The 21678-nt window shown below is 69.0% G+C and carries 18 protein-coding genes; 4 read left to right on the forward strand and 14 right to left on the reverse strand.

Going from position 1 to position 21678, the window contains the following annotated elements; genetic code table 11:
• Positions 1–154 precede the first annotated feature (154 nt).
• Positions 155–811 (forward strand): ribulose-phosphate 3-epimerase, encoded by a 657-nt coding sequence (gene rpe / locus WA670_RS44655; RefSeq protein ID WP_134734447.1) that lies wholly within the window; start codon positions 155–157, stop codon positions 809–811.
• 189 nt (positions 812–1000) lie between these two features.
• Here rpe and WA670_RS44660 read toward each other — a convergent pair whose 3' ends face one another.
• A complete protein-coding gene (locus tag WA670_RS44660) occupies positions 1001–2452 on the reverse strand; it encodes a DNA-binding protein (RefSeq protein WP_037820738.1) in 1452 nt (483 codons plus the stop codon).
• 483 nt (positions 2453–2935) lie between these two features.
• On the opposite strand from WA670_RS44660, the gene WA670_RS44665 reads away from it, so the two are divergent.
• On the forward strand, positions 2936–4330 hold the full coding sequence (locus WA670_RS44665; protein WP_037820736.1) for a DNA-binding protein: 1395 nt from the start codon (positions 2936–2938) through the stop codon (positions 4328–4330).
• 357 nt (positions 4331–4687) lie between these two features.
• On the opposite strand, the gene WA670_RS44670 is transcribed toward WA670_RS44665, so the two are convergent.
• The 4 genes from WA670_RS44670 to WA670_RS44685 all read right to left on the reverse strand — a co-directional run bounded on the left by WA670_RS44670 (position 4688) and on the right by WA670_RS44685 (position 10054).
• On the reverse strand, positions 4688–6367 hold the full coding sequence (locus WA670_RS44670; RefSeq protein WP_037820735.1) for a PQQ-dependent dehydrogenase, methanol/ethanol family: 1680 nt from the start codon (positions 6365–6367) through the stop codon (positions 4688–4690).
• Positions 6368–6382: 15 nt separating this feature from the next.
• Positions 6383–6838 (reverse strand): MSMEG_3727 family PQQ-associated protein, encoded by a 456-nt coding sequence (locus tag WA670_RS44675; protein WP_037820734.1) that lies wholly within the window; start codon positions 6836–6838, stop codon positions 6383–6385.
• A 434-nt stretch (positions 6839–7272) separates the two neighbouring features.
• Positions 7273–9480, reverse strand: a complete 2208-nt coding sequence (gene katG / locus WA670_RS44680; protein WP_336162234.1) for a catalase/peroxidase HPI — start codon at positions 9478–9480, stop codon at positions 7273–7275.
• 19 nt (positions 9481–9499) lie between these two features.
• Positions 9500–10054 carry a manganese efflux pump MntP gene (locus WA670_RS44685; RefSeq protein WP_199818213.1) on the reverse strand — a complete coding sequence of 185 codons (555 nt, stop codon included), beginning with the start codon at positions 10052–10054 and terminating at the stop codon, positions 9500–9502.
• A gap of 478 nt (positions 10055–10532) precedes the next feature.
• On the opposite strand from WA670_RS44685, the gene WA670_RS44690 reads away from it, so the two are divergent.
• On the forward strand, positions 10533–11003 hold the full coding sequence (locus WA670_RS44690; RefSeq protein WP_336162237.1) for a ribose-5-phosphate isomerase: 471 nt from the start codon (positions 10533–10535) through the stop codon (positions 11001–11003).
• A 100-nt stretch (positions 11004–11103) separates the two neighbouring features.
• Here the strand turns inward: WA670_RS44690 and WA670_RS44695 are convergent, their stop codons facing one another.
• From WA670_RS44695 to pqqB, 9 genes are all read right to left on the reverse strand, one after another.
• The gene (locus tag WA670_RS44695; RefSeq protein ID WP_336162238.1) at positions 11104–12129 is read right to left on the reverse strand and encodes an HAD-IIA family hydrolase; all 1026 of its coding nucleotides are present in this window, start codon (positions 12127–12129) and stop codon (positions 11104–11106) included.
• Entirely contained in the window at positions 12122–13102 is a 981-nt protein-coding gene (locus tag WA670_RS44700) for a fructose-bisphosphatase class II (RefSeq protein WP_037820730.1), read from the reverse strand. The genes WA670_RS44695 and WA670_RS44700 overlap by 8 nt, the downstream gene beginning before the upstream one ends.
• Before the next feature lie 95 nt (positions 13103–13197).
• On the reverse strand, positions 13198–14175 hold the full coding sequence (locus WA670_RS44705) for a class I fructose-bisphosphate aldolase (protein WP_238605286.1): 978 nt from the start codon (positions 14173–14175) through the stop codon (positions 13198–13200).
• Positions 14162–15139: a LysR family transcriptional regulator gene (locus tag WA670_RS44710; protein ID WP_037820728.1), complete on the reverse strand. Its 978-nt coding sequence runs from the start codon at positions 15137–15139 to the stop codon at positions 14162–14164. The genes WA670_RS44705 and WA670_RS44710 overlap by 14 nt, the downstream gene beginning before the upstream one ends.
• Positions 15140–15690: 551 nt before the next feature.
• Positions 15691–18183, reverse strand: a complete 2493-nt coding sequence (pepN, locus tag WA670_RS44715) for an aminopeptidase N (RefSeq protein WP_238605285.1) — start codon at positions 18181–18183, stop codon at positions 15691–15693.
• 3 nt (positions 18184–18186) lie between these two features.
• On the reverse strand, positions 18187–19287 hold the full coding sequence (gene pqqE, locus WA670_RS44720; RefSeq protein WP_238605284.1) for a pyrroloquinoline quinone biosynthesis protein PqqE: 1101 nt from the start codon (positions 19285–19287) through the stop codon (positions 18187–18189).
• Positions 19284–19559, reverse strand: a complete 276-nt coding sequence (pqqD, locus tag WA670_RS44725; RefSeq protein ID WP_037820723.1) for a pyrroloquinoline quinone biosynthesis peptide chaperone PqqD — start codon at positions 19557–19559, stop codon at positions 19284–19286. Before pqqD ends, pqqE begins: the two co-directional genes overlap by 4 nt.
• Positions 19559–20254, reverse strand: coding sequence for a pyrroloquinoline-quinone synthase PqqC (gene pqqC / locus WA670_RS44730; RefSeq protein ID WP_037820720.1), 696 nt, complete (start codon positions 20252–20254; stop codon positions 19559–19561). The genes pqqD and pqqC overlap by 1 nt, the downstream gene beginning before the upstream one ends.
• Entirely contained in the window at positions 20251–21153 is a 903-nt protein-coding gene (pqqB, locus tag WA670_RS44735) for a pyrroloquinoline quinone biosynthesis protein PqqB (RefSeq protein ID WP_037820718.1), read from the reverse strand. The genes pqqC and pqqB overlap by 4 nt, the downstream gene beginning before the upstream one ends.
• 43 nt (positions 21154–21196) lie before the next feature.
• Between pqqB and WA670_RS44740 the strand changes: the two genes are divergently transcribed.
• Positions 21197–21678 (forward strand): hypothetical protein (locus tag WA670_RS44740; protein ID WP_336162243.1); only part of this gene is annotated, 482 nt, incomplete at its 3' end.

Below are 21678 nucleotides of genomic sequence, written 5' to 3' on the forward strand. Positions count from 1 at the left end.
TCGCCGTCGTCGATGAACTCCGTTCCACCATCGCCTCGCCGGTCCGTTTCCGGCAACACCGCGCCACATGCGCAAAAGCAATCCCCCGATACGCACAAGCAATGCCCGTCGGCGGCGAACCGAAATTACGATTTGTCTCGTGTCGAATAAACCATTGATCGCCCCGTCCATCCTCTCCGCCGATTTCGCGCGGCTCGCCGACGAAGCGGCCGCCGTGCACGGACGTGCGGATTGGCTGCACGTCGACGTCATGGACGCGCATTTCGTGCCGAATCTGACCTTGGGCCTGCCGGTCGTGCAGTCGCTGCTGGCGACGACGGACATCCCGGTGGACTGCCACCTGATGATCGAAAACCCGGACCGGTGGGCGATCGGGTACGCGGAAGCGGGTTCCTACAACGTCACGGTGCACGTCGAAGCCGCGAACGATCCGGTCATGCTCGCGAAGAACGTGCACGCGGCAGGAGCGAGAGCAGGACTCGCGATCAAGCCGAACACCCCGCTGGAGCCGTATCTGGACGTGCTCAAGCACTACGACACCCTGCTGGTGATGTCGGTGGAGCCCGGGTTCGGCGGGCAGAAGTTCATCGCCGAGGTCCTGGACAAGGCGCGCACCGCGAGGCGGCTGGTCGACACCGGGCACCTGAACCTGGTGGTGGAGATCGACGGCGGCATCAACGGCGACACGATCGAACAGGCGGCGGAGGCCGGCGTCGACTGCTTTGTGGCCGGCTCGGCGGTGTACGCGGCCGACGACCCGGCCCGCGCCGTGGAAGGGCTGCGCAGGCAGGCAGAAAGCGCCAAACGCTGAGCCGCGGCCCCGCGGGGCAGGAGGCCGCGGCCGCGAGACCGGCCCGGCTGCCGGGGCGTCCTCCGCGGCACGGGTTCCTGCCGCCGCGAAGTCCGGCCGCCGGGCATCCTCCGCACGAGGGCGCCCGCGCCGCCGCGCTTCGGCTGCCGGGCGCTCCCGTGCGCCCGATCGCCTCTCCCGCCGCGGACCTCAGATGCCGAGCATCCTCCGCAGCTCGGGAGCCTGCCGCCGCGACACGGGAACCGACTCGTGCGACCGCGGGTCCATGATCAGGAACAGCTCGCCCTTGATGCCCCGTTCCAGCTCGGCAACCCGGCGCAGGTTCACCAGGAACCGCCGGTGCACCCGGCTGAACCCGCAGGACAGCAGGGAACGCTCGATGTTGTCCAGTCCCCGGGTCGCGGCCTGGATCCTTCCCCGTTCCGTGTTCAGCCACACGATGTTCCGGTCGGCCTCGGCGTAGCGGATCTCCGACGGGGCGAGCAGCACCAGCCGCTCGTTGCGGATCCCGACGATCCGCCGGGGCAGCGGGCCGACCGCGGCTTCCGCGCGTTCCTCGTACGGTTCCCCTTCTCGCACCCCGAACACGCACAGCATCCCCACCACGTGGTCCGAGTCGAGGACCGGCCGCAGGGTCACCGGGGTGGCGTCCTCTCCCGGGCTCACGGGCAGGCACGCGTAGCCGCTCCAGCGAGCCGGCCCCTGCGCGCGTTCCTTGGCCCACCGCACTACTTCGGGAAGCCCGGAAATGTCCGGGGTCCAGCGTTTCGCCGGTTCGGTCGCGCCCGGCGAAATACCGCTTTCGGGAGTCAGCCCGAGCAGCGACACCGCCTCGTCGTTCGCCGCGATCACATTGCCGCCGCGGTCCATCGCCAGGAACGGATCGGCGACCTGATCGCATTTGCGGTTGAACTCGGAGATCACTTTGTCGGCCTCGTAAATGGCGCGCCGGTAGATCTCCTGCTCGACGCAGGCGGCGGCCTTCGTCAGCCACGCGGGCACCAGTTCGGACAACGCCGCGTTCCACCGCGAGATGTTGATCGACGCGACCGGCGAACCGGTCACCACGTCGCGGACCGAGATGCCCGCGCAGGACCACCGGTGGAACGCTTCGCACCAGTGTTCCGGCCCGGTCACGGTCACCGGACCGGACACTTCCAGCGAAGTGCCCATCCCGTTCGTGCCGGTGCACTGCTCCGACCAGGACGACCACGGGGCGAGGTTGTGCAGTTCGGCCCGCCGCCGCGCGCTGGGGTCGCCCCACGCGCCGAGGACGCGCCCGTCGCCGTCCGCGACCGTGACCACGGCGCCGTCCTGCTCCACTTCACGACCGGCCAGCGCGCCGAGGCCGCCGAGCGTCGTGAAGATGACGCCGTTGTCGAGGCGCTGGATGTCGTCGCCCCGTGCGCCCGGCGCGACGTCCAGCGTCCGGTCCACCTCGTAGCGGTCCCGGCACCGGTACCACGACGCCAGGATCTCCGGGCGGACGCCGGTTTCGATGTCCTCTCCCGCGGCGAAGCTCTCCCAGGCCTGAGCCACTTCTCTCGCTGACGACGAGGTTTCCAGCGAGCCGCCCGCCAGGTCGCCGCGTCTGCCGGACTCACTCGGTGCAATCGCCAACGGCGGCACGCTCACGGTCATCGCGACCTCCTCGTCGCCTCGAGCACCGGGGTCCCCTGGGACCGCCGGGCTGTGACAGCGGTAACCAACGTAACTCGGCGTAGCGCGGCATTACAAGACATGTCCGCGTCGCCCAGTCACGAAGTTGTAGACAAACAAGATCGTTGTCCCGCCGCGGGCGGGCGATCCGGATTTCCCGTCATACGGGACGATGTTCCCGGCTCGTGGCCGTTCGGCGGAAAATCGTTCCGTGCGGCGCCGCCCAGGTCAAGCGCACGCCGCGCGCTCCGAAGGGTAGGGCAGGCAGGCCCGGTCCGGGCCGGTCCGCCGCTGGTGCGAGGACGACCGCCGGTCGTCCTCGTTCCGCCGCCGTTCATCCGGCATTCGCCCGCAGTCATCCCGCTCGGCTTGCCGCCGCGCCGAGCCGGAGCTTAGCTTCCGTGAGCGCCCGGACGACCCGGGCCGCACCCGTTCGGATCTGCACCGGACCAAAGGCGGTCTCACATGGCGGACGTACGCCGGCTCGACGCGGCAGCACGCAACCGTGGCGAAGCAACGGTGTACCAGGCCTGGGAACGTTTCGCCCGGGGCGAGGACGACCTCCGCGGCGTGCGGCCCGAGGTCGCGATTTCCTGGCACCGGTGCCGGGACCAGTTCCGGGTCGATCCGCTCCTCACCGAAGCTCCGGTCGCCGTCGCCGAAGTCGACCAGGCACTGGAGCGCGACGTCGTCATCGCGGAACTCGGCTTCCGCGCCGCAGCGCTCGCGCACGAGGTCAATGCGGGCGGCGGCATCGTGACCATCACCGACGCGAGCGGACGGGTCCTGGCCCAATGGGGCGACCCGGCCACCCGCACCGTCGCCGCCGAGGCCAACCTGGCGCCGTGGTTCTGCTGGTCCGAAGGGGCCACCGGAACGAATGGCATGGGCACCGCGCTGATGTCCTACGCGCCGGTGGTGATCCGCGGCGCGGAACACTGGTGCCAGGCGTTCCACGACTGGAACTGCGCCGGTGTCGCGATCCGGGACGTGGTGACGAGGGAATCGGTCGCGGTGCTCAACATCTCGTGCTGGCGCGGGGATCTTCCCGGCGCGGCCGGGGCTTGGCTCAGCAACGCAGCCACGATGACCCAGCGCATTCTTCGCCGGCGCGCCCAAGACGACGGCGCCCAGCTGATGGCTTCCTTCAACGACGCCAGGGCGCGCTCGAGCGCGGCGCTCGCCGCGGTCGATCCCTCGGGGCGGGTGGTGCTCGCCGACGACACGGCGAGCGTGCTTCTCGGCATTCCCGGCTCGACGCCCGCCCCCGATCCCGCCGTGCGGTGGAAACCGGAACTGCCGGAATTCATCCAGGCTTCCGTCTACGCCGCGAAACAGGCGACGCGCAATCACGACTGGCTCGGCTCGACGCAGATCTTCACCAGGCTCGCCGCCGAACCCATGCCGATCAGCTTCCGGCCGGTGTTCCTGTCCGGGCACCTGCTGGGCAACCTGGTCACCTTCGGGACGTCGGAAGGCGTTCCCTTGCCCCGGTCCGGCGAGGACGGCCCTCAGCGGGCGCAGCCGCACCGGATGGTCGCGACCCGCGAAAACCGCATGGTGCTGCTGCGGCTTCCGGAAGTCTCTTTCGCCCAGTCGGACGGCAATGACGTGTGGCTGTCGACCGACCAGGGACGGCTGCGCTCCGCCTCTCCCGGCCTCGACAAGCTCGAAACCGAACTGGGCGACGCCGGCTTCCTGCGAGTGCACCGCCAGTACGTGGTGAACCTGAGCCGCATCCGCGAGGTCGAACGCCGCTACAAGGGCGAGCTGTTCCTCGTCATGGACGACCAGGAACAGACCATGGTGCCGGTTTCCCGGCGGAACACCCCGGCGGTGCGGCGGGCGCTGGCGATCTGAGGCTCTTCAGCCGCGGTACCGGTGCACCTCGCACACGCAATACATGAGACGGCAACTGCAGCACGCCGGCTTTCCGGCGCACACGATGCACGGCCCGCACCGCACCGGTTCGGTATGGCGCGCACGGTCCTCCTGCCGGTAATCCTCCCCGCAATTCCAGCAGGAAAGCAGTTCGGCTCCGGGTCCCGGATTCGCCGTCGACGACTGGCTCATTCCAGCTCACCTTTCCGGTCGTTGCTTATCGGGAAAAAAGCCCGCCCGGTGCTCGAATCGTCGGGGCGATTCGAGCACCGGGCGGGCCCTAACGGAAACTCCCGGAAGTTTTCCTGAGGTCTCCCGCCGACACCGATTCTCCGGTCACAGCGAGAAGGTGATCACCGCGGCGCCATGCCCCTGGCCGGACATGCCGGGCACAATGCCTTCGAGCCAGCCGCCCCAGCCGACCGGCACCGTGATGTACTGCTTGCCGTCGAGGGAATAGGTGCTCGGGCTGCTGTGGTGCCCGCTGCCGCACTGGAAGCTCCAGAGCTTCTCGCCCGTCTCGGCGTGCAGCGCCATGAACTCGCCGGCGGGCGTGCCCGCGAACACCACGTTGCCCGCGGTGCTGAGCGTCGACGCGGCCATCGGCAGATCCATCCGGTAGCGCCACTTCTCCTCGCCGTGCGAGTCGAACGCGCTGACCGAACCGGCCATGTTGTCGATGTCGACCTCGACGGCGGCTCCCCAGTAGGGCATGCCTTCCTTGAACTCGCGACGGCGCCGCGTGGCGGTGGCGCCCACGTCGGCGACCGGCACGTAGAACAGGTCGTGGTCCGGGTTGTACGACGCGTGCGTCCATTCCTTCGCACCGGCCGGGCCGGGGAAGAAGTGGCAGGGCTCGCCTTCCTTGTCCGGGTACTTCCGCGGCGTCACCTTGCCGTCGCGGGTGATGACGCCCCAGTCGATCCGGTCGACGAACGGCGTGACGTGCTGCAGTTCGCCGTTGGTGCGGTCGAGGACGAACATGTACCCGTTCTTGTCGAAGTGGGCCAGCAGCTTCTTGCCGTCCCGCTCGAACAGGGTCATCTCCATCGTGGAGTCGTAGTCCCACAGGTCGTGCGGGGTGAACTGGTAGTGCCACTTGATCTCGCCGGTGTCGACGTCCAGCGCGACCACGCTGTCGGTGTAGAGGTTGTCGCCCTCGCGGACCTCGCCGTCGAAGTCGGGAGCCGGGTTGCCGGTGCCCGCGTAGTAGAGGTTCAGCTCAGGGTCGAACGTGCCGGTGACCCAGTGGTTCGCGCCGCCGCGCTGCCATGCCTCGCCGTCGGCGGGCCAGGTCTCCGAGCCGGGCTCGCCCGGCTTCGGGACGGTGTAGGTGCGCCAGCGCTGTTCGCCGGTCTCGAGGTCCCAGCAGTCGATGTGGCCGCGGACCCCGTACTCGCCACCGGCGGAACCGGTGATCAGAGTGTCCTTGATGACCAGCGGGGCGATCGAAGCGCTCTCGCCCGCGCGCACGTCGCCGATGGTCTTCTGCCAGACCTTCTCGCCGTTGGTCGCGTCGAGAGCCACCAGCTGGGCGTTCTGGGTCACCATGTAGACCTTGCCGTTGGCGACCGCGCAGCCGCGGTTGACGTTCGCGCAGCACAGCGTCACGTCGACCGGAATCGCGTGCTTGTAGCGCCACAGCTGCTCGCCGGTCCGCGCGTCGAGCGCCCAGAGCCAGCCGTCCCAGCCGGTCACGAACATGACGCCGTCGACGACGATCGGGCACGCCTCGAACGCGTAGGTCGAGGTGGAGGCGATCACGCCGGTCGCGCTCGCCTGGTGGATCCAGGCGACCTTCAGGTTCTTGACGTTGTCGGCGTTGATCTGGTCCAGCAGACTGTGCCGCTGGCCGTCGTAAGCGCCGTAATAGGTGATCCAGTTCTGGGATTCGCTGCGCGCCTGAAGGATGCGCTCGTAGTTGATGCCGCTCGTCACGTCCGGAGCGCTGTGCGGCATGTTGGAAAGCTTGTTGTGGTTGAACGCCCGGCCGGCGTCGACGTATTCGAGGGTCATGGCTGTTCCTCCCTGTTACGGCCGCGGCTGGGCGGGTCGGTCGAGTTTGGCTTCCGGCGGCACCTCGCCGGTGACGACGATGGCTCCGGTCAGGCCCCTGCCCTCGTCGTTGCCCGCCGGCGAGCCGTACCAGTAGCAGCCGGGGCCGTCCAGTTCGAGCCGCGCGCTGCCCTTGGAGTGGTTCAGCAGGCCGATGAACTGCCGGTCGCCGTTGCTCGGGAGCAGGCAGGCGTGCGTGTTCTTGTCGTCGTTGATGATGGTCAGCTCGAGGACGCCGCCGTGCGGCAGGATCAGGATCCCCGGCTCCCACTGCATCGCGTCCTCCGGAATCCGGATGGTCGCTTCCATGGTGCCGTCGGCACGCTCGGTCGCCTTGCCGACCGAGCCCGTGCCGAGCACGGCTCCGATCGTCGCCTTGTTCTGTCCGCTGAGTTCCGCCAAGAGGTCTTCTCGCTCTTCGGCAATGGTCATCGGACGTCACCTCCTCGTCAGCACACGTGAACCTTCTGACAGTTTTCCCGAAGCACCCGCATCGATTACCGGGTCGACCGGGGAAATTCCCGAGCCGGTAACGAAATCCGACCCTACGCCGGGGAAAGCAATTCCGATATCCGTTGCCACCGAAGGGCGGATCGGCGCCGTTCCCCCGCCGGCTGGTACCGCTCGTGTGCGCGGGACCACACCGGTAGAGTCCACAATGGACACATTGGGTTTTCTCAGTAGCGCGGCGCGCGGCGTCGTTACGGGCGATGCGCAGCATCGACGGGGCCGCGTTGCTGCTCCGCTCCGGCTGACGTCTGTGAGGGGAACCCTGAGTCAGATCGGCGGCGAGGGTCGTGAAGGGCTCCTTGCGGGAACCAGATTCCCTCAAGGAGCCCTTCACGGACCTCAGCACGAGAGGATCCTCAGCGCGGGTCGAACCGGCCGAGTTCCATGACTTTCGCCCAGGCAGCGGCGAAGTCCCGGACGAACTTCTCACGCGCGTCGTCGCCGGCGTAGACCTCGGCGATCGCCCTCAGTTCGGCGTTCGCGCCGAAGACGAGGTCGACCCGGCTCGCCGTCCACTTCGCCTCTCCGGTGGCCCGGTCGCGGCCTTCGTAGCCGTCGCCGCGCGGCTCCCACTCGGTTCCCGTGTCCAGGAGGTTGACGAAGAAGTCGTTGGTCAGAACACCCGGGGCCGCGGTCAAAACCCCGGCTGGGGATCCCCCGTGGTTGGCGCCGAGGACTCGCAATCCGCCGACCAGCACGGTCGTCTCCGGTGCGGTCAGCGTCAGCAGGCTCGCCCGGTCTACCAGCAGGTGTTCCGGGGCCATGCGGTATCCGCTGCCCAGGTAATTGCGGAAGCCGTCCGCTGCCGGCTCCAACGCGCCGAAGGACGCGACGTCGGTCCATTCCTGGGTCGCGTCGGTGCGCCCTGGCCGAAACGGGACCTCGACCGGACAGCCTCCCGCCGCGGCGGCTTGTTCCACCGCGGCGCATCCGCCGAGCACGATCAGATCGGCCAGGGAGACGCGTTTGCCGCCGCGCGCGGACGCGGCGAATCGGTGCTGGATCTCTTCCAGCACCGCCAGAACGACGTCCAGCTGCTCAGGTTCGTTCACCGCCCAGCCGCGCTGCGGTTCCAGTCGGATCCGCGCGCCGTTCGCCCCGCCGCGTTTGTCGCTGTCCCGATAGGTCGACGCGGACGCCCATGCCGTCGAAACGAGCTGCGCCACAGTCAGCCCGGAGCGGAGGATTTCCCGTTTGAGCGCACCGATGTCGCCGGAGTCCACGAGTTCGTGGTCCGCCTCCGGCACCGGGTCCTGCCAGATCATCCGTTCCGCCGGGACGAGCGGGCCCAGGTAGCGCTCGATCGGTCCCAGGTCGATGTGCGTCAGCTTGAACCAGGCGCGCGCGAACGCGTCCTCGAACTCCTCCGGGTTCTCGAGGAACCGCCGCGCGATCGGCGCGTAGACCCGGTCCTCCTGCAGCGCGAGGTCGGTGGTGAGCATGACCGGATGGTGTTTCGCGTCCGGGTCGAACGGATCCGGAACAGTTCCCTCGCCCTCTCCGCCGCTCGGGATCCACTGCCACAGGCCCGCCGGGCTGAGCTCGACGTCCCACCGGTACTGGAAAAGCGTTTCGAAAAAGGTGTGGTCCCAGGTGACCGGGGTGCGGGTCCACATGCCCTCCAGCCCGCTGGTCACCGCGTCGGGGCCCTTGCCGCCCAGCCAGCCGAGGCCCTGCGCGGCCAGCGGCGCGCCCTCGGGTTCGGGGCCGCCGGTCGCGTTCGGGTCCGCCGGGCCGTGCGTCTTGCCGAAGGTGTGCCCGCCGCCGATGAGCGCCACGGTTTCCTCGTCGTTCAGCCCCATCCGCTTGAAGGTCTCGCGGATGTCGCGACCGGCCAGCACGGGGTCGGGATTGGTGGCCGGGCCTTGCGGATCGACGTAGACCAGCCCCATTTCCTCCGCCGCCAACGGCTCTTCGAGCTCGTGCAGGCCGTGGTGGCGTTCGTCGGCCAGCCACTTGCGTTCCGGGCCCCAGTACGTCTCGTCGGGCTCCCACACGTCCGCGCGGCCGCCCCCGAACCCGAAAGTCCTGAAGCCCATGGACTCCAGCGCCCGGTTGCCCGCGAAGACCATCAGATCCGCCCAGGAGATCTTGCGGCCGTGCTTGCGCTTCACCGGCCACAGGAGCCGGCGTGCCTTGTCCAGGTTCCGGTTGTCCGGCCAGCTGTTCAACGGAGCGAAGCGCTGCATTCCGGCGCCGGCCCCGCCCCGGCCGTCGCGGACGCGGTAAGTTCCCGCGGCGTGCCAGGCCATCCGCAGCACCAGCGGCCCGTAATGGCCGAAGTCGGCGGGCCACCACTCCTGCGAGGTCGTCAGCACCTCGTCGACGTCCCCCGCGAGTTCGTCGAGATCGAGCGTCGCGAAGTGACGCGCGTAGTCGAAATCCGCGCCCATCGGGTCGCTCGCGGGACCGTTCCGGTGCAGCGCCTTCAGGTCGAGCCGGCGCGGCCACCAGTCGCCGGATGTCCCGCCTGCCACCGGAGGATTCCGCCTGCCGGACCGGCCGGAACCGGCCAGGACCTGGTCGTAGGTGCGATAGACGTGGGTGTCGGGATTCTCGGGCATCGCGGTCCTCCCCCGTCGCTCAGTCGAAGGCGAGCGGCAACAGGATCGCCGCGCCGACGAGCGAGATTCCGCTGAGCAGATCCGCCCGGATCCGGATGACCTTGGCGGCCATCCGGCCGACGAACAGCCCGGCGAGCGACAGCACCACCGTCATCGCGCCGAACGTGAACATCGGGATCACCAAAGAGAATCCGGCGATCCCCAGACCGGCCCCGGCGAGGAAGTTGTCGACGGTGAGCGAAAACGGCAGCCCGAAGAGCGTCACCCACGGATGGTCCAGGTCTTCCGCTTCCGTCTCCGGGTTCCGGATCGCCGAGACGAGGAAGTACAGGCCGTACAGTCCCAGCGCGGCCACGCCGACGTACTCGCCCCAGTCGCCGACGAATTCGCCGAGGTAGCGGCCGGCGAACCCGCCCAGCAGCGGGCCCAGTGCGTCCCAGAGTCCGAAGACCAGGGCGACTTGCACCGCTCGGCGCCAGCCGAACGGAATGGTTCCGATCGCGATCGACGAGCGGAAATTGTCCAGGCTGAGGCCGAACGCGAGCGCCACCAGCGGAAGAAATTCGAGATTCACGGGGACCGCCTCTCCAGGGGGATCGAGCGCGCTCGGAGATGGGCGCGAGGTCCCGCGTCCGGAACCTCGCGCCCATGCCTATTCGCGGAACACGGCCGGTGCGGCCGGGCTGTCAGCGCCGGTAGAAGTAGCCGGTGGCCTCAGCACACACCTCGATGACCGTGTACTCCGGGGTTTCCCACATGATGTCGTTCTCCTTCTGCTGGCTGCTCCCGAAAACCGCTCGATCTCGAGGACACCGTCACGAAATCTCCCGGTCACGATCCAGCTTCTTCGCCTTGACACGGCGGCAGCAACCGGCGGTGCACCAGCGGTCGGCAACCGGTGCCGAACGGTGCGCCGCCGTCGACGAGCGGGAGCGGCCGCGCACGCCCCTGCGACGGCAGCGACACCGTGACTCCGGCCGATAAGGCATTCCAATGACTGTCCGGCAAAGGTTTCCCGCCAATCCGCCGGGCACGACACTAGACTCGCCGCCGTGCGAATCTATCTTGGCTCTGATCACGCCGGCCTCGAACTCAAGAACCATTTCGCCGAACGGCTTTCCGGCCTCGGCTACGAAGTGACCGACGTCGGCCCCGCCGCCTACGACGCCGGCGACGACTACCCGCCATTCTGCGTCGAGACGGCGCGGCGCGTCGTCGCCGACGAAGGCAGCCTCGGCATCGTCATCGGCGGTTCGGGCAACGGGGAACAGATCGCCGCCAACAAGGTGCCCGGCGCACGCGCGGCACTGGCCTGGAACGAGGACACCGCCCGGCTGGCACGCCAGCACAACAACGCACTGCTGGCCGGCATCGGCGCGCGGATGCACACCGTCGAGGAGGCCGAGCGCATCGTCGACGCGTTTCTCACCGCCGAATTCGAGGGCGGACGGCACCAGCGCCGGATCGATCTGCTGTCGGAGTACGAACGCACCGGCGAACCGCCTGCCCTGCCCGGGAAATGACCGTCCGCCGCTGTCCGGCGCCGGACAGCGGCGGAGCGATCTTCTCGCTCGGCCAGCAAGCAGAACGCAGCGCGCCCCCTTCTCGGCGGCCGCGCCCGGATCACCCCGGACCGGCGACGCCGAGCTGCTGTTCGATCCGCTCCCACAACCGCGCGTCGTCGGAGATCGCCCGGCCGCCGTCGCGAGCCGCCCACGCGCCCGCGACGACGGCCTGGAGCAAGCGGCCGTTGTCACCGCCGCCGGGCAGCGCGGGGATGCCGTCCGGCCCGAGGCCGGCGACGCACTCGGCCGAGGTGCTGTCCAGCGGCAGCGCGGGGGCGAGCAGCCCGCTCACATCGGCGGCGACATACGTCGGACGGGAACGCCGCTGCGCGAAAGCCAGATCGCGGAGCCGGGAGGATCCGCTCAGCACGAAAAGCGAGTCAAGGCCGGCGGCGTTCGCCCCCTCGATGTCGGTGCCCAGCAAGTCCCCGCACACCAAGGTGTCCGGCGGAGCAGTGCCCAGCCGAGCGCGAGCCAAGTCGAACAAAGCCGCCTTCGGCTTTCCGACCACGTGCGGGGACGCGCTCGTCGCGGTCTGCACCAAGGCGACCAGCGCGCCGTTGCCCGGAGCCTTCCCGTACGGCGTGGGCAGCGTGCGGTCGACGTTCGTGGCGACCCACACAGCTCCGGCTTCCGCCAAGCAGCCGACAGCCGCGAGTTCCCGCCACGTGATGTCGTAGCCGAGTCCCTGCACGACCGCCTCGACCGGCGCGCCCGCCAAGTCCGCGACCCGGACCGGCGTCAACCCGGCTTCGGCCAGCGCACGGGCAACGCCCGGGCCGCCGACCGCGCACACTCGCGCGCCAGGAGCCAGCCGCCCGGCCAGATACGCCGCGGCCGCCTGGGAACTGGTGACCACCGACCAGTCGTCCCCGGCGAGCCCCAGTTCGAGCAGGTGGTCAGCGACGTCCTCGGGAGGACGGGACGCGTTGTTCGTCGCGAAGACGACCGGCAGTCCGCACGCGGCCGCCTCGTTCAGGGTCTCGACCGCGTGCGGGACAGCGGAAGCCCCGCGGTACACCACTCCGTCGAGGTCGCAGATCAGCCCGCGGTAACGAGCGAGCAGAGGTTCGGCCTCACGCACGGCCGCGCTCCCGGACGTACCGGTGTTCAGACCGGATCGCCCGCACCGTGTCCGGATCCGAGCACAGCACGAGGGACCGAACGGTCGTGCGGCCCGCGCCGTCGTTCCGGACGCCGCGCAGCAGCTCGCTGCTGGTCACCCCGGAGGCACAGAACACCACGCTCTCCTTGCCGACCAGGTCCTCGGTGCGAAGAACCGCGCCCGGCCGCTCCGCGGGGCCTTCCGGCGCCAGCCGCGCCTGCATCGATCCGCCAAGGCAGGACAACGCGGCGGCAGCGATGACTCCTTCCACGGCGTTCCCGGTGCACAGGAACACGTCGATCGGATGTTCAGGCCTCGCCGCGGCGACCGCGCCCGCGACCTCGCCGCCCTCCACCAAGTGGACCCGCGCACCAGCGTCCTGGATTTCCCGGGCGAGCTCCACATGCCGGCGTCGATTGAGCGTCGCGACGACGACGTCCGACACCCGCACCCCTTTCGCCCCGGCGATCCTCCGCAGGTTCTCCGCCACCGGACGGGTGATGTCGACGACGTCCGCGAGGCCGGGGCCGACCGCCAGCTTCTCCATGCTGTGCTGCGAAGCCAGGTCGGCCATGGCGCCGCGCGCGCTGACCGCCACCGCGGTCAGCGCGCGCGGCACATCCTTAGCCTCCGACAGCACGCCATCGCCGATGCTGATCGCGATATCGCACACCGGGCCTTCGCCGGTGCCCACCTCCGCGCCGTGGAAGAGGGCGGGGGCATCGTCCTGAGAGCCCGCCCCGAGCACCACTACGCCGTCCATCGCCACCGAGCGCAGCGACGTGTGCATCGCGTCCATGGCGGCTAGTCCGGCGCTGTCGTCGCTGTGCCCGGCCCACCGTCCGGCCGCGAGCGCGGCGGCCTCGGTGCCGCGCACGAGTTCGAGGGCAAGGGCGTCGTCCGGGCGCCGGGCAGTCTCCGCGGCGGCGAGGCGCCATTCCTTGCTCTTCATAGACATCCATCCTGTGCGCGAACGGGAGATTCCCTTGGCCCAGCTCGGCCGATGCCAGCCGTGGCTCGCATCGGCCGAGCTTCCTCGTCGGACGGTCAGCGAGCCGCCGCGTTCGCCACCGCCCGGTCCGACAGCGCCTTCTGCGCGGCTTCCCGCTTGCTCTCGTCGCCTCGCCAGGTCTCCAGCGCCGGCCCGACCAGCGCCCGTCCGAACGAGTAGGTCAGCTCCCACGGAAGCGGGTCGAGCTTCTGCATCGCCGCGAGGTGCTCGGTCGCCTTTTCCGGGCTTTGCCCGCCGGACAGGAAAGCGATCCCCGGCACGAACGACGGCACCGTCTCCCGCAGAGCGTCCACAGTGGCCTTCGCGACCTCTTCGACCGACGGCTGCTCCGGGCAGTCCTTGCCGGCGACCACCATGTTGGGTTTGAGGACGATGCCGTCGAGCTGCACCTGCATCAGGCTCAGCTCGTCGAACAGCGAGCGCAGGACGGAAGTCGTCACCTGCTTGCACTTCGCCAGCGAGTGGGAACCGTCCATCAGCACCTCGGGCTCGACGATCGGCACGATGCCGCCTTCCTGGCACAGACCGGCATACCGGGCCAGCGCGTGCACGTTGGCCCGCACCGCGCGGTCCGACGGCAGCCCGTCGCCGATCGTGATCGTCGCCCGCCACTTGGCGAAGGTCGCCCCGAGCGCCGCGTAGTTCTTCACGCGATCGCGCAGCCCGTCGAGCCCTTCGGTGACGTTCTCGCCCGGCGCCCCCGCCAGCGGCTTCGCCCCGGTGTCGACCTTGATCCCGGCGAGAATGCCGCGGTCGGCGAGAAACTGCGGGAACGTCTGGCCGTTCGACAGCTTCTGGTGGAACGTCTCGTCGGCGAGGATGACGCCGCTGACCGATTCCGGGAGCTTCGGAGTGGTGACGATCAGCTCCCGGTACACGCGCCGGTTCTCCTCGGTCGCTTCGACGCCCACCCCTTCGAGCCGGGAAGACATCGTCCCGATGCTCTCGTCGGCGGCGAGGATTCCGCGCCGGTCGGAGACCATGATGCGAGCGATCTTGTCAAGAGTGGACATCGATTGTTACTCCTCCTGTGCTAGTGACTTTCGGGCCAGGCCGCGGGCCTGGCATGGGACTGCCCTTCGCCGCCGCGATCTCGACCAGCTCCTTCGCGTGGCCGGGCAATCCCCGGCGTTCGCTCCACGCCGCGTAAATCGGCTTCGCCGGCATCTCCTGCTCGACCGGGACCAGCCGCAGCCTGCCGTCCGCGATTTCGGAGCGGACGGTGGAGATGTTCAGCACGGTCACCCGCCTGCCCGCGGCGACCACCTGCTTGACCGCCGCGCTGGACGGGAGTTCGACATAGCTGCGCGAAGCACGCGCGGAACCCAGCAGTTCGTCGGTGAACTCCCGGAGCCCGGATCCCCGCTCGCGCACCACCAGCTGGGCCGAGGCGAGCTCCTCCACCGTCACCGGACCGGGGCGCTTCGCCCACGGATGCACCGCCCCGACGACCACGGCCAGCTTGTCGTCGCAGATGTACCGAGTGACCAGGCCTTCCCGGAACTGTTTCGGCAGCTGGCTTCCGGCCTGGCACCAGCCGTCGATGAACGCGACGTCGGCCTGGTCCGCCCGGATCAGCTGCCGCAGCTCGTCGACGCGGCCGGTCCGCACCTCCACCCGCACCTCGCCGAACGAGAGCCCGGACCGGTTCAGCCATTCCGGGATCAGGTGCTCGGACACGCCCGGGCTGCCCGCGACCCGCAACCGGCTCGCGCCGGACGAACCGGAGCCGAACTCCAGCAGCTCCCGCGCCGCGTGCATCACGTTGCGGGCGTACTTCGCGAGCATTTCCCCTTCCTCGGTCAGCTTCGACCCGGTCGGGGAACGTTCGAGCAGCCGCAGGCCGAGCCTGCGTTCCATGGCACTGATCCGGATGCTGGCCGCGGGCTGGGAAAGGCTGTGCGCCTGCGCCGCCTTCCCCACGCTGCCGTAGCGTTCGACGGACAGCAGCAGGTCGAGGTCGGCGAGCTGAGGCATTTTTGAGGGAAGAACCACGATTTCCCCCTCTCGCTCCGGAATACGTCGTACTGTGCCTGAGAAAGCAGCACTGACGGTGCGCGGACTGCGCGACCCGCGGTCACGGGACCCGCGGTGTGCACTGAGCCTGCACTGGCCGGTGAGCCTGGTCAATCCGAGGGACACGAACGTAGCCGCTGTGAAGACGAACGGTGCACAGTACGTCACCTGCGGGGGTTTCCGGCCTTCCCCGCTGGCCGTCGAGCGGCGAAACGCCTTGGCGGATAAGGGTTTTATCCCGCTCGGCACCGAAAGACCGCCGTCCGTGGCTATTTCCCGTCCGTCCGGCTCAGATCGGTGGCCGCACTCGCGCCGCGTCGCGGATGCTTCCCGGCGAAGCACTCGCCCGGAATCCTTCTACAGGAGGAAATAACGTGAAGTGGGAAACGCCGGAGTACACGGTCGTCGAGGTTTGCGCTGAAGCCACTGGTTACTTCTACCGAGGCTGACAGCCACTCCAGCCGGCGCAAGGCTTCAGTCTGCCCACGCGACTGAAGCCTTGCGCCTTCCATTCAGTGCGTTCGAAGCGCGGTGTCGCACGCGCGCGCCGCACGCATGATCAGCAGTTCGGTGCGCTCCTCACGGAGGACCTTCACCACGTTCCGCGGCAGCACCGTGCTTTCCAGCAGGCTGTCAGTACCCGCCAGCACGCGCTGCTCAGCGGTGGTGAAATGGGGATAGAGCGCGCGAGCGAAGGCCACCGCGAACTCCGGTTCGACGGCGCCCGGCATGCTTTCCAGCGTCCTCAAGTAGCGGTCCGCATACGGGGTGAGCAGTTCCTCTTGCTCGGGCTGCGCCAGTCCCGCCATGACGGCTTTCCGCTCGGCGAGCGAAAATTCGCCGTTGAACAGCCGCTCCCAGCCCGCTTCCTTGGCTGCCGCCGCGGGCCGGGCGGCCTCCGCGGTCAAAGCGTTCCGGCGGCCGCTGTCACCGGGATCCGCATCCACCGCGACATCCAGGCATCCGTCGAGGTCTTGTCCCGTCGACGCGAGGCGGAACACCGCGCGCCAGCGCAGATCCCGATCCACTTCCAGGTCCGCCCACGGGGATCGTCCGTACGCGATTTCGCTCAGCAGACGGTGTTCCCCGGCCGGGACGACGCCGACCAGGGCACGGGCGAAGACCAGTTGGCGATCGCTCCCCGGAGCTTCGGCGGCCAGCAGTGTCCGCACCCGGTGCGCCAGCGTCGCCAGCATCTCCGTGCGGCGGAAAGGATCCCCGTAAACGCGGACCGCCCGCACCGCGCGATCCAGCAGCGCTTCCAGTATCCCGGCGTCGCTCTCCCCCGGGCCGTGCGCGAGAACGGCCGAGGCGTAGCTCCGCGCCGGCAAGCGCGCGTCGAGCACCTCGTCCCACAACGCTCCCCAGACGACCGCCCGCACCCGCTGATCATCCACCGCGGACAAGCTCGCCAGCGCCTTCTGCCGGGACCGGGCGTCCAGCCGGACCTTGACGTGGCTCACCGCGTCGTCGTTGGGCACCACCAGATCGGCATCGCCGAAGCCGGTCAGCTCGCGCTCGGCCGAATCGAGCGAAACGTGCGCGCGGCGCCGCAGCACCATCTCGCCCTCGCGGTCGTCGAACGCGGCGACCCGGAGGTTCAGCCGCCGCGGCGGAACATCCGCGTGCTGGACAAGCCGGTCCCGGACCATTTCGACGGTATTGACGCCGCTGCTCAGCAGCCATTCCTCGACCCACCGGCCGACCTCTTCGCCTGAAGCCCGCTGCAGCGCGGCCACGAAGTCGCCGAGACCGGCGTTGCCCCACGCGTGCGTCCGGAGGTAACTCCGCACCCCCGCGACGAACGAGTCCCAGCCCAGCCGCTCCGCCAGCTCGTGCAGGACCGCCGCGCCTTTCCGGTACACGATCGGGCCGAAGTTCGAGCGCGCCGCGTCGGTGTCGGGCGTCGCCACCCGGATCGCGTGGCTCGTCGGCAACTGGTCAGCGTGCCGGGCGAGGGGAAGGTTGTGATGCGCGAAGCCGGTCCAGCCTTCGCCGTACCGCGTCGCTTCAGGCTGCGCGACGACCGACATCATGGTCGCGAATGCCTCGTTCAGCCACAGATCGTCCCACCAGCGCATCGTCACGCAGTCGCCGAACCACATGTGCGCCATCTCGTGCGTCAGCAGTTCGGCTCGCCTTCGCCGCGTGTCCTCGGTGACCCGGTGCCGGAACAGAAACCGCTCGTTGAGCGTGACGCAGCCCGGGTGCTCCATGCCGCCGAACGCGTACTCGGGGGCGAAAACGTGGTCGTACTTGGCGAACGGGTACGGCAGGTCGAACAGCCGGCGGTAAAAGTCGAGCCCGCGGCGGACGACGTCGAAGAGCTCGGGCGCCTGGCTGGTCAATGCGCGGTAGAGGGAGTTCCGCGCGTAGAGGCCCAGCGGCAGTCCGTCGTGCAAGGCTTGGACGCGACGGAACGGGCCGGCGGCGAAGGCCGTCAAGTAGGTCGGCAGCGGCGGTGTGGGCCCGAAACGCCAGCTGGTGCGGTCGCCCTCCAGCGGCACCAGCTTTTCCGGGTCGGTGTTGGCGACCACCGTCCAGTGATCCGGCGCGGTCACGGTCAGGCCGGCCGTCGCTTTCAGGTCCGGCTGGTCGAAACAGGCGAAGACGGTGTGCGCCGCGAAAGGCTCGAACTTGGTGTGCAGGTAGACCTGCCCGTCGAGCGGGTCGCGGAAACGGTGCAAGCCCTCGCCGGTGCGCGAATACGGAGCGGTCCCGCCCACGCGCACCGTGTTCTCCCCCGGCCTCGCGATCAGCCGGATGCGGGTCCCGGCCTGTGCCGCCGGCCCCAGTTCACGGTCATTGCACTCCACCGACGCGGCTGTTCCCGCGAAGTCGAGGAAGACCTCGCCAGGCTCTGCGCGGAAGCGGACGACGGTGCTCGTCGCGAACTCGTGCTCGCCCGTCGTCAGGTCGAGTTCCACCTCGTACCGGACGTGCGAGACCGTCGCGGACCGCGCCGACGCCTCTTCCTCCGTGAGTTTGGTGCCTGCCGGTGACATCCGTCAGTGCCTCCGCACGGCGGGACGCCGGTAAACCAGGTCCGCCGCTTCGCCGTCGCTGTGGTTGGCGCGGACCAGAGCGTCCTGGACCAGGTGATGGTCCGGGGAGTGCTGGCACACCGGATCGGTGCGCGCCGCGTCGCCGGTCAACGCGAACGCCTGGCAGCGGCAGCCGCCGAAGTCGATCTCCTTGCGCGGACAGCTCTGACACGGATCCGGCATCCACGCCGTTCCCCGGAAGGCCTGGAACGCCTCGGATTTCGTCCAGATCCACTCCAGGTCGTGGTCGCGGACCGAGGAGAAGGCCATCGTGGTGATCTCGGCGGCCACCGGACACGGGTACACGGTGCCGTCCGGTGCGACGGTCAGCGCGTTCTGCGCCCATCCGCCCATGCACGGCTTCGGGTAGGGCTCGTAGTAGTCCGGGAGAATCCAGAGAAGTTCCATCCGCTCCCCCAGTTCGGCCTTCCGGCGCTCGTACACGGCGACCGCGTCGTCCAGCTGGGCCTTGCTCGGCATCAGCCGCTCGCGGTTGCGGAGCGCCCAGCCGTAGTACTGGCTGTTGGCGAGTTCCAGCCGCTCGGCTCCCCATTCCGCGCAGACGTCGATGATCGCGTCGAGCCGGTCGAGGTTCAGCCGGTGCAGCACCACGTTCATGTTCAACGGCAGGCCGGCGTCGCGGATGATGCGCGCGGCGGCCTCCTTCTTGTCGAACCGCTTGCTGGCCGCGACCAAGTTCGTCGACTCGGCGGCGTCGCCCTGAATGCTCAGCTGGGCGCTGTTGAGCCCGGCCGCGACCAGAGCTTCCGCCCGGCCCTCCGTCAGCCCGAGGCCGCTGGTGATCAGGTTCGTGTACAGCCCGAGGCCGCGGCATTCGGCGACCAGTGTCTCCAGATCGCCGCGCACCAGCGGTTCGCCGCCGGAAAAGTGCACCTGCACGACACCGAGCCCGGCGGCCTCGCGGATCACCCGCACCCAGTCCTCGGTGGCCAGCTCGTCCTGCCGGTCGAGCAGCTTCAGCGGGTTCGAGCAGTAGACGCAATGCAGCGGACACTGATGCGTGACCTCGGCGAGCAGGCCGTAGGGCTGCGGCAGGCCGGTCATGCGACCACCACCCAGCCCCGGCCTCGCGCGTCGTGCAGGAATTTCATCACGTCGTTCGCGAGATCGGCGGCCTGGAAGTCGCGTTCGAGCTGGTCGACCACTTGCCGCACGGTCCGGCTGCCGTCGCACAGTCCCAGTATCGCCGCCCCGGATTTGTTCAGCAGCACCACGCGTTCGGGCAACAGGAGCAATTCGACGTCCCGGACGTTGTCGTGCTTGAGCATCGCCTTCGTCGCCAGCTTCGGCACGGCGGTCAGTTCCGGCTCGTTCATCACGAACTCTTGCGGTAGGCGAGTTCCACGGCGTCCAGCAGGCTCCAGAGCACGTCGCACTTGAACTCCAGCGCTCGGCCGCACGCTTCCTGCTGCTGCTCGGTCTTCGCGTTTTCGACCACCAATTCGAGCAGGTGCGCGATGTCCTTGGGCTGCTGAGTGAGCCGGGCCCGGAAGTAGTCCAGGCCCTCCGTCGCGATCCACGGGTAATGGCGCCGGACATCGGTGATCCGCCTGCTGAGCAGGTCCGGCGCGAACAGTTCCGTCAGCGCCGACGCGACCGCCTCCAGCCACGGCTTCTGGCGGCAGAAGTCGACGTACGCGTCGACCGCGAACCGCACGCCGGGCAGAACGGTGTCCACGTCGTACAGTTCTTCCCGGCTCAAGCCGACTGCTTTCCCCAAGCGGACCCACTTTTCGAGGCCGCCTTCGTCGCCGGTGCGGCCGTCGTGGTCGGTGATCCGCGTGATCCACCTGCGCCGGTCGTCCCGGCCAGGGAGCTTGGTCAGGATGAACGCGTCCTTCTTCGGGAGATTCATCTGATAGTAGAAGCGGTTCCGCACCCATCCGCGAAATTCCGCCTCGGACAGCTCGCCCGCGTGCATCCGCTCGTTGAACGGGTGCAGATGGTGGTACCGCTTCTCTCCGATGGACCGCAGGTGCGCTTCGAACTCCTCGGCAGACCTGACGCTCATACTTCCACCTCCAAGCCGGCTCGGCCGATTTCGATGCCCAAGTCCGTCACCCAGCGCCGTTCCGGGGACTCTTCGTCGAGAATCGGATTCGTGTTGTTGATGTGCGTGTAGATCTTCCGCTTCGCGGGCAGCGCGGCGAGCGCGCGAGCCGATCCGCCGTCCCCGCTGACCGGCAGGTGCCCCATCGACCGGCCGGTCCGGTTTCCCGCGCCGGTCTTGGACATTTCGTCGTCCGTCCAGAACGTCCCGTCCACGAACACGCAGTCGGCCGGCGCCACCTGCTGCTCGAACTTCTCGTCCCATCGCGGCACCGTCGGCGCGTAGACCGCGATCCCGCCGGTCAGCTTGTCTTCCAGGCGATAGCCGACCTCCCATTCCGCCGGCTGTTCGCGGAGCTGGGAATTCCCCACGTAGCGGGGAGCTTTGGAACCGGTCAGGAAGGGGGTCGCGCGCACCCGGTCGTCCAGATCGACCGGCTCGCCCGCCCGGACCTCGGACCAGGAGATGTCGGCGTAGTCGCTCAGCAGCTGCCGCACCGGGAACCAGAGGTTCAACGCCTCCAGCACGGGAAAGGTCCCGTGCACCGTCAGCGACGATTCCTCGCGCAGCATCAGCAGGCCGATGGTGTGGTCGAATTCCGCGTCGGTCAGCACGACCCCGGCGACCGGCGTCTCCCGGATGCCCGGACCGGGATGCAGCACGGGATCCGCCGCGATCTGGTGGAGGACGTCGGGAGTCGCGTTGAACAGGAACCACCGCTCGCCGTCGCCGGAAACCGCGATCCCGGCGTGCGCCGTCGCGTGCTCCGGCTTCGCGCGGGCCTTGCCGCACCCGGCGCAGGCGCAATTCCACTGTGGATAGCCGCCGCCCGCGGCGGCCCCGAGGCAATGAATCAACATTCGTCAACGCCGGCCACGAGGCACGGAAGGCACTTCGGCCACAATGGAATCCGGCAATTCGCGCCTCATAAGGTCCTCCCGCACGGTCGACCGGCGACAACGGCAGGACAAACAGGCGCCGTTGCCCGCCGAGGGCTCCGCCGGCGCGATTATCCGGTATCGTCGCCCTGAACTCGGCTATTCTCCGGAGAGCTTCTTCGCTCGCATCGGGGCCTGGCAACCGCTCGAGCACGACCGGAGCCGAATCACGGACGAACGGCGGCCGGGCCGAGACGAGCGGGAAGCCGTGCGCACCAGCGCCGACGAAAGCCGGGAAGCGGGCGTGACCAGCGGATCGCCGACGCTCCGCGCACCGGCCGGCCGAGGTCTGCCGGGTCGCGAAGGCCCGGACCGCTCGCGCCTCGGCGGCCCACGGTTATTGATTGTGCCTATCGGGGGATTGTTTTTCCTCATGCGGCGAAGCATTGCCGGGCGCCGGCGGCGGGGTGATGGTTGGTGGCCTGTCGCGTTTCCCTTTCTACCGTG

It is taken from the genome of Amycolatopsis sp. VC5-11 (genome assembly GCF_037034185.1).
Classification (GTDB): Bacteria; Actinomycetota; Actinomycetes; order Mycobacteriales; family Pseudonocardiaceae; genus Amycolatopsis; species Amycolatopsis nivea.

Coding starts and splice junctions, on each gene's coding strand:
- WA670_RS44660 (WP_037820738.1), bottom strand. CDS start 2,452: ATGACCGTGAGCGTGCCGCCGTTGGCGATTGCACCGAGTGAGTCCGGC.
- WA670_RS44665 (WP_037820736.1), top strand. CDS start 2,936: ATGGCGGACGTACGCCGGCTCGACGCGGCAGCACGCAACCGTGGCGAA.
- WA670_RS44670 (WP_037820735.1), bottom strand. CDS start 6,367: ATGACCCTCGAATACGTCGACGCCGGCCGGGCGTTCAACCACAACAAG.
- WA670_RS44675 (WP_037820734.1), bottom strand. CDS start 6,838: ATGACCATTGCCGAAGAGCGAGAAGACCTCTTGGCGGAACTCAGCGGA.
- katG (WP_336162234.1), bottom strand. CDS start 9,480: ATGCCCGAGAATCCCGACACCCACGTCTATCGCACCTACGACCAGGTC.
- WA670_RS44700 (WP_037820730.1), bottom strand. CDS start 13,102: ATGAAGAGCAAGGAATGGCGCCTCGCCGCCGCGGAGACTGCCCGGCGC.
- WA670_RS44705 (WP_238605286.1), bottom strand. CDS start 14,175: ATGTCCACTCTTGACAAGATCGCTCGCATCATGGTCTCCGACCGGCGC.
- WA670_RS44710 (WP_037820728.1), bottom strand. CDS start 15,139: ATGCCTCAGCTCGCCGACCTCGACCTGCTGCTGTCCGTCGAACGCTAC.
- pepN (WP_238605285.1), bottom strand. CDS start 18,183: ATGTCACCGGCAGGCACCAAACTCACGGAGGAAGAGGCGTCGGCGCGG.
- pqqE (WP_238605284.1), bottom strand. CDS start 19,287: ATGACCGGCCTGCCGCAGCCCTACGGCCTGCTCGCCGAGGTCACGCAT.
- pqqD (WP_037820723.1), bottom strand. CDS start 19,559: ATGAACGAGCCGGAACTGACCGCCGTGCCGAAGCTGGCGACGAAGGCG.
- pqqC (WP_037820720.1), bottom strand. CDS start 20,254: ATGAGCGTCAGGTCTGCCGAGGAGTTCGAAGCGCACCTGCGGTCCATC.
- pqqB (WP_037820718.1), bottom strand. CDS start 21,153: ATGTTGATTCATTGCCTCGGGGCCGCCGCGGGCGGCGGCTATCCACAG.